Source organism: Methylocaldum sp., assembly GCF_039794385.1.
Lineage (GTDB): Bacteria > Pseudomonadota > Gammaproteobacteria > Methylococcales > Methylococcaceae > Methylocaldum.
Map to the genome: position 1 here is coordinate 1 of NZ_JBDIVO010000479.1, position 2,842 is coordinate 2,842.

General features: G+C 60.9%; 4 protein-coding genes and 1 pseudogene. All 5 read right to left on the reverse strand.

Annotated elements, in window-relative coordinates; genetic code table 11:
- On the reverse strand, window positions 1-226 hold a 226-nt coding region (gene nuoK / locus ABJK70_RS22990; RefSeq protein WP_347259255.1), incomplete at its 3' end, for an NADH-quinone oxidoreductase subunit NuoK.
- Window positions 223-717: an NADH-quinone oxidoreductase subunit J gene (gene nuoJ / locus ABJK70_RS22995; RefSeq protein WP_205780840.1), complete on the reverse strand. Its 495-nt coding sequence runs from the start codon at window positions 715-717 to the stop codon at window positions 223-225. The genes nuoK and nuoJ, both read right to left, overlap by 4 nt.
- Window positions 718-732: 15 nt before the next feature.
- Entirely contained in the window at window positions 733-1,260 is a 528-nt protein-coding gene (nuoI, locus tag ABJK70_RS23000) for an NADH-quinone oxidoreductase subunit NuoI (RefSeq protein WP_077731734.1), read from the reverse strand.
- A 61-nt stretch (window positions 1,261-1,321) separates the two neighbouring features.
- On the reverse strand, window positions 1,322-2,266 hold the full coding sequence (gene nuoH / locus ABJK70_RS23005) for an NADH-quinone oxidoreductase subunit NuoH (protein ID WP_077731735.1): 945 nt from the start codon (window positions 2,264-2,266) through the stop codon (window positions 1,322-1,324).
- A pseudogene (locus ABJK70_RS23010) lies at window positions 2,263-2,842 on the reverse strand (NADH-quinone oxidoreductase subunit G); the annotation flags it as partial. The gene nuoH and the pseudogene ABJK70_RS23010, both read right to left, overlap by 4 nt.

Consider the following 2,842-nt stretch of genomic DNA (forward strand, 5'->3'; position numbering starts at 1 on the left):
CTTCCGCCGCCGCCATCGCAAGCACCAGCAGGAACATGATTTGCCCGTCCGCCTGATTCCAGCGCGAGCCGGCGACGATGAAAGCGAGCCCCGTCGAATTCAGCATGACTTCCAGGGAGATCAGCATGAAGATCAGGTTGCGCCGCACCAGAACGCCGGTGAGCCCCAGCGCGAAAAGGACGGCCGCCAACAGCAGTCCGTGTGCCTCGGGAATGGTTCCGTTCATTTCTTCACCTCCTGCCGGGTCAAGTGATAAGCCCCGACCAATCCGGCCAGGAGAAGCATGGACGCCAATTCCACTGCCAGCACATAAGGTCCGAGCAGCCGAATACCCACCTCCTTGGATGCGACGATATGGCCGAGCGCGGCCCGCTCTTCCTGCATCAGGACGAAGATCAGCTCGGTCAGCAGCACCGCCGCCATCGCGGACGGCCACCGCCACGCGGCAGGCGGCAGCCACTTTCTCTCCTGCTCCAGGGTTCGCCGCCCCAGATTCAGCATCATCACCACGAACAGGAACAGCATCATGATCGCCCCGATGTGAACGATGATCTGGAGCATCGCTCCATAGTACGCCCCCATGAGAAAGAACACGACGCCCGAAGCCAGCAGGGACAAAATCACGTACAACAGGGCGTGCACCGCGTTGAGCGAAACGATCACCAGCAGCGTGGAAATCACGCTGATCAAGGCGGAGGAATAAAACAGGACATACAGCATGGGGTCGTTCTCCTAAGGCAACAGACTCCGGACGTCCACCGGCGGCGCCTCGTTCTCGGCCTCGCCCTTATCCTTTCCGGCCACGCTTTTCCCGGCGACGCGGTAGAAGTTGTAATCGTGATATTTGCCGGTCCCGTCGATCAAAAGATGCTCCTTCTCATAAACCATGTTGCGGCGGTCGTACTCGCTCATCTCCATGTCCGGCGTCAATTGAATGGCGTAGGTCGGACAGGCCTCCTCGCAAAACCCGCAGTAGATACAGCGGGAAAAGTTGATGCGGAAGAACTCCGGATACCAGCGGCCATATTCGTCCTGGGTCTTCTGCAGGGCGATGCAGTCCACGGGACATGCCACCGCACACAGGTTGCAGGCCACGCAGCGTTCCTCCCCGTCGGGGTCGCGGGTCAGCACGATTCGTCCGCGATAGCGCGGGGCCAGGGCCGGCTTCTCCTCGGGATATTGCACGGTGTCCGCCTTGGTGAACGTATGCTGAAACACAGTCCATAGCGTCTGGAACTGAGTCAAGAAGTCCTTCAACATGACGGCTCACCCACAGCCATGGGTGATACAGGCGAAGCCAGCTTTTCGTTCCTCCGATGCCCTATCGCCATAGGATGACGGCTCCGGTAACCAGTAAATTCAGGAACGACAGCGGCAGCATCACCAGCCACCCGAACGACATGAGCTGGTCATAGCGCGGTCTCGGCAGGGAACCGCGCACCAGAATGAACAGCAGGATAAAGACGGCGGTCTTGATCGTGAACCAAGCCAGGGGCGGCAAGACCGGCCCCAACCAGCCGCCGAAGAACAGAGTGACGATCAGGGCCGCCCCGAGGGTAACGCCGATGTACTCGCCGACGAAAAACATGCCGAACTTCATGCCGGAATATTCGGTGTGGTAGCCGGCCACCAGCTCGTTTTCCGCTTCCGGCAGATCGAACGGGGTGCGGTGAGTTTCCGCGAGAACCCCGATAAAGAACAGGATGAATCCCAGAAATTGCGGCACCACGAACCATCCGTCCCTTTGCGCTTCCACGATGGCGCGCAAATCGAAGGTTCCGGCCAGCATGACGACCCCCAACGCGGACATCGCCAGAAATACCTCGTAACTGATGGCCTGCGCCGTAGCCCTCAGGGAACCGATCAGCGAGTATTTGCTGTTGGACGCATAACCGGCCAGAACCACGCTGTACACCGACAGCGCCAGGACCGCCAGCACATAAAGCAAATCGAAGTCGAAATCGATGATTCCGATGTCCGGCGCGATCGGAATCACCGCGAAAGCGGCCAGCATGCATCCCATGATCACGACCGGAGCGAGCACGAATACCGGCTTGTCGGCGAAGGGCGGAATCCAGTCTTCCTTGCTCAGGATCTTGAGCATATCGGCGACGACCTGGAACAGTCCCAGAGGTCCCACGCGATTGGGGCCCAGACGGTCTTGCCAGATGGCGAGCAGCCGGCGTTCGACCCAGATCAAGAGCGCCGCCACGGTGATCAACGCCCCGAGAATGCCGGCGATATCGAACGGCGACCCCAGCGTCATGGCCTCTCCCCTTCTTTTTCGATGGCGATCCATGCCGGAAGATCGCTACGGAACAGACCGGCAAGGCCGGCGGAGATGCCCACGGCGCCTCTCGGCAAGGACGATTCCAGCCTCAGCGGCAAACGCACGACGCGCTCGTTCAGCCGCACCGCCAGGGTCTCGCCGACGCCGAGTCTTTCCGCATCCTCCGGGTGCAGCGCGGCATAGGCTGCCGGCACCCGCTCCGCCAATGGCGGCGATAGCGCGCTCAGCTCCTCGCTGCCGAAAACGTGGTAAAGCGGGATGGCCCGCCAACGGGCTTCGTCGCGTAGACGGTAGGGCACTTCGTCGAACCAGCGGGGCTCCGCCGTTTCCGGCGACTCGAAAAGCCTCACCCCGGGATCGCCGCCTCGCAAAGCCCCGCCCACCTCATCCTGAAATTTGTTGACGGCCTGCTGATGCGAATTCCAACCTGGCGCCCAGACGAATGGCAATAATGCCGGCGGCACGTCGACACTTGCGCCTTCCATGGAAAACGCCAAAGCCGAATCGGGGTCGTCGGGCGGCTTGGGTTCATGGATTTCGCGGTTTGCAAAC

Excerpts from the sequence above, each read along its gene's own strand:
- nuoI (WP_077731734.1), bottom strand. The coding sequence starts at position 1,260 with ATGTTGAAGGACTTCTTGACTCAGTTCCAGACGCTATGGACTGTGTTT.
- nuoH (WP_077731735.1), bottom strand. The coding sequence starts at position 2,266 with ATGACGCTGGGGTCGCCGTTCGATATCGCCGGCATTCTCGGGGCGTTG.